We start from the raw sequence: 4226 nt of genomic DNA, 5'->3' as shown, positions 1-4226 counted from the left end.
CGTGCCAAGGGGCTACCTGCGGTCTCAGATATGAAGTTGTCTGTACTCATTTCGTGGGCTATATGCAGAACTTCCAGACCAGCGACAGAACGTACTTCGCGTGATGCTTTGTCCATGCATCTCGTCGGGCTTGTCCATCGCGCTCCTGCCGGGCACTCACGGGGGGTTGGTCGGGTCAGCCCGGCTCGATGCTGTGTTCCCGCGGGGCCACACCTCGCGGTGATCGGGTGTGTCGGTTCAGCGCACTACGGTTACGCAGGTGGCTGACTGGACCAACGGGATCGACTGCTCGGCGGCGGTTATGGTGGAGCTACGACGCCTACAGCGGGCAGGTTGGACGTTGAAAGCTCGACAAGGTGAATATGTGATCGTGACCTGCGGTTGTACGCAACGACACGATGCTCGGGTTATATTGTGGCCTTCAGTACCCGACGTGTTGGTGAGCGCTATTCAGATGATCGAGACCACCACATGCTTAGGAGAGCAGCGATGACCACCGGATACTGGATCGAGATGACCTTGAAAGTGTCGGGAGGCTCGTCGGTCGAGAAGCTGGCAACGTTGCTCGACGAGCAGCACGCCGGACAGGTCGTGTACACGTTTTCTGCCCTGAGCAGAAAGCTCAACCTAGCCATTGCCACTCGAAGCGACGAACCTATCGAGCAGATTGTCCCTCAGATGGTGGGTCTCGTTCGGGCTGCGGCTCACGAACTCGGTATCTTCACTCCGGACTGGCCGGAACCGGTCACGATTGACGATGTTCGGATCAAGACACTGGATGCGGCCACCGCCGTCTACTGACACCAGAGCATCGGCGTCATCCCGGTTCGATGCTGCGTCCCGGTTTACCGACGGAGACGACCCGGCCACGTCCGGCGAATAAGCTCGGGGGCGGTCGGTGGTGGGCGTAGACGCCTGACGGGAACGGATTTGCTAGGGAGGGCGGACCAGGTGCCAGGTCGTGGGGGTAGCGAGCGGCATCGTGGTCGTCGTTTGGTTGGGCTGGGCTCGGCGACGACGTTTCTGGTGATGGTCGCACCGGTGGCCGACGCGGATGTCGGGCTCGACGATCTGCTCGACCCCGCCATCTGGCTCGACCTCGCCGCAGCGACCGACACCAGCGATGATTCACCCGATTCGGTCGCCGCGGTTCTGTCCGGCCTGGGCGGCGCCGATCCGAGTGGGCTTGATGCGTTGACCGGGTTCATCGACTCCGGGGGGCTGTCGGGGGCGATCTATGGGGCACTGCATGGTCTCGGGGAGGCTTGGATCACCAGCCCGGTGACCGCGCCTATCAACAATCTGCTGAACCAGCCGTTCGAGGAGCTGACCGGTCGGGGATTGATCGACAACGGTCTCACCGGGACTGAGTCGCATCCCGACGGCGGGGCCGGCGGCTGGTTGTTCGGCGATGGCGGCGCCGGGTGGAACTCCACCGAGACCGGGGTAGTCGGCGGCGACGGTGGGGCGGCCGGACTGTTCGGCAACGGTGGCGTCGGCGGCGACGGTGAGACCGGCGCTGCCGGCGGTGCCGGGGGTGCGGGCGGGTTTGTGATCGGTGACGGCGGCGCCGGTGGTAACGGCGGTGCCGGCGGCGCCGGGGAGCAAGGTGGTGACGGAGGCAACGGGGGAGCCGGCGGCTTTTTGACATCCGGGATCGGCGGCAACGGCGGCAACGGTGGTGCCGGTGGGCCGGCCAGCGGTCCCGACAGCATCGCCGGTGCCGGCGGTGACGGTGGTAACGGCGGCACGGGCAGCAAGGAGGGATTCGCTTATCCGGTGGTGTTGGCCCTGCTGCTGACCTATGCCACCGGCGGCGACGGCGGGGCCGGCGGGGCTGGTGGCGCAGCCACCGGGGCCGATGCCGTCGCCGGCGCCGGCGGCGACGGTGGCGTCGGCGGGGATTCCATGCCACTGGCTGGTGGTGTTCCTGGCGGCAATCCCACCACGTTGGGGGTCGGTGGCACCGGCGGCGCGGGTGGGGCCGGGGGCGACGCCACCGGTGCAGGCGCCGTGGCCGGGATTGGTGGCGCGGGCGGTAACGGCGGTCACACCGGCGGGATCATCACGATCAGCGGCGACGGCGGCGACGGCGGCGACGGTGGCGATGGCTTCGACGGTGCGCAGGCAAACCACGGCGGCAACGGCGGCGCCGGTAGCGCCAGCAGCTCGCTCATCATCAGCCAGGCAGGTGCCGGCGGTGACGGGGGCGCCGGCGGTGCCAGCGGCGGTGGGACGGGCGGTGCCGGCGGGCACGGCGGCGCCGGCGAGACGAGCCCCGGTCTGGGTGGACTCGCTGGTCGCGGTGGCGGCGGCGCGGGTGGTGGCGGGGGCGCCGGCGATGGTGGGACCGGGGGCACCGGCGGTGACGGCGGCGCGGGCGGTGTCGGCCTGTCCCCGGGTTCCGGTGGCGCCGGTGGGCTGGGCGGCGCAGCCGACGGTGGTGTCGGCGGGGGCGGCGGCACCGGCGGTACCGGCGGCAGCGCCGCGGACGGCGGCAACGGCGGCACCGGTGGCGCCGGCTTCTCGGGCGGTACCGGTGGGGCTGGCGGTAATGGTGGCGACGGCGGCGGTGGCAACAACGTGCTCAACATCGGCGGAAACGGTGGAGACGGCGGCCGCGTCGGGGCCGCCGGCGACGGCCGCGGCGGCGACGGCGGCAACGGCGGCGCCGGTGCGTTTGCTCAACCCGGCGGAAACGGCGGAAACGGCGGCGCCGACGGCACCCCGGGAACCCCCGGAACCCCCGGCTGAAGCCACAGGTGACCGCGAGACTGAGCCGAAATACCAGCACACCCGGTGAAAATGTGTTCGCCGCAGTGACGTGGACACGGTGGCGTGCGTTTCAAAACGTAGCCTCGACCTGCGTCCGCAGTAACGTCCGCTGCTCGGCCGTGAGTGCCGCAGCCCCCGTACCGGGCTGCTCGGAACAGAATATTCACAGCAATTAGCTGGACAATGTTTCCCTGTGTACATTGGCCGTGGCTCGCTGGTGGCGGCGGTGTTCGCACTGCCTCTGCTGGCGGGCCTGCTCGCTCCGACGGCCTCGGCGGCGGTCCCGCTGGGCGGCGGCGCGGGCATCGTCGTTGACGGCACCTACTGCACCCTGACAACCATCGGCCACGACAACACCGGCGAGCTGGTCGGTTTCACCGCCGCGAGCTGCGGCGGACCCGGTGCTCAGGTGGTGGTCGAGGGAACAGACACCACCGTGGGCACAGTGGTAGCTACCAACGGCGACCTCAACTACGTGGTGATCACCTTCGACCCGGCCACCGTGACCCCCATCCACGACTTCGCCGGCTTCGTCATCAACGGTATCGGCCCTGACCCGGAATGGCACCAGCCCGAGTGCCGACTCGGCGGGGCCACCGGCGACTTCTGCAGCAGTAACTCCACTCTCCCCGGTCCAGGCACGCGAATGGCCATGGGCGGGGGAGCTAATCAGCCCGGCGATAATGGCGGCCCAGTCACGTCCGACGGCCTGCTGGTCGGCCTGATCACGAGCGGCACATTCCTCCCTGGCATCGCCCCTGGCGACGTTCCGAGTTTGCCCCCGCGTCAATTCACCCACATGACGAAGTTCAGCGCAATCCTCGACGACGTCAACACCAACGGCGGCCCCGGCGCCGGGTTCACCCCGATCGACAGCTGAAATCCTCCAGCCCAGATGCCAATCAGAACAGACCGGCAACAACATCGGGAACATCTGCCGCGGTCCCGACAGCGCCATCTCCGAGGAAGGCGCCGCCGAGCATGACGGGCAGGGATTCAACCGCGGCCGGGACCATCTGGAAGATCAAGATACCGAGTGTCTGAAACATCGCCGTCGAAGCATCCGTCGTTGAACCGGCCGTGATTGCGCTGTCGAACGCCTGGCCGGCATTGAGCAGTGCCGCACCGGTGTTGGCCCACTGCTGGTTGAGCGGATCGAGGAACAGCTGGTCAACCAGTCCCGACAACGAACCGGAATGCGTCGAAACCGTCGACTCGGCCGGTGCCACCTGATCGGTCACGAAACTCCCCAGCGTGTCTAGTGAACTCGGGTAGCCGTCAATGAACGATGCGTACGTAGTGGCGATACCGCTCGATACGTCGATCCCGCCGATGAGCTTGCTCGTCTCGGTGATGTCCGCGGCGGCGGTGCTCAGCAGGTCTTGCGGGTTAGTCGAGGCGAGCATCTGTGCCGCGTTGTCCCACAGCGCAGCTGCGCCTGAATCCGTGAT

4 protein-coding genes are annotated in these 4226 nt (G+C 67.8%); 3 read left to right on the top strand and 1 reads right to left on the bottom strand.

Annotation, left to right across the window (positions count from 1 at the left end; genetic code table 11):
* The first annotated feature begins 489 nt into the window (after positions 1-489).
* From AC2VON_RS15050 to AC2VON_RS15040, 3 genes are all read left to right on the top strand, one after another.
* Entirely contained in the window at positions 490-801 is a 312-nt protein-coding gene (locus AC2VON_RS15050; protein WP_486953670.1) for a hypothetical protein, read from the top strand.
* 192 nt (positions 802-993) lie between these two features.
* A complete protein-coding gene (locus tag AC2VON_RS15045; RefSeq protein WP_486953669.1) occupies positions 994-2754 on the top strand; it encodes a PGRS repeat-containing protein in 1761 nt (586 codons plus the stop codon).
* A gap of 220 nt (positions 2755-2974) precedes the next feature.
* Entirely contained in the window at positions 2975-3655 is a 681-nt protein-coding gene (locus tag AC2VON_RS15040) for a chymotrypsin family serine protease (protein ID WP_486953671.1), read from the top strand.
* A 22-nt stretch (positions 3656-3677) separates the two neighbouring features.
* Here the strand turns inward: AC2VON_RS15040 and AC2VON_RS15035 are convergent.
* Positions 3678-4226, bottom strand: a 549-nt coding sequence (locus AC2VON_RS15035; protein ID WP_486953668.1) for a hypothetical protein, incomplete at its 5' end; no start/stop codon positions are given.

This window comes from Mycobacterium sp. TH-M82, assembly GCF_057473605.1.
Note: the sequence above shows the minus strand (reverse complement) of the source record. Positions and strands in the feature narration are given on the sequence as shown.

Coding starts and splice junctions, on each gene's coding strand:
- AC2VON_RS15050 (WP_486953670.1), top strand. CDS start 490: ATGACCACCGGATACTGGATCGAGATGACCTTGAAAGTGTCGGGAGGC.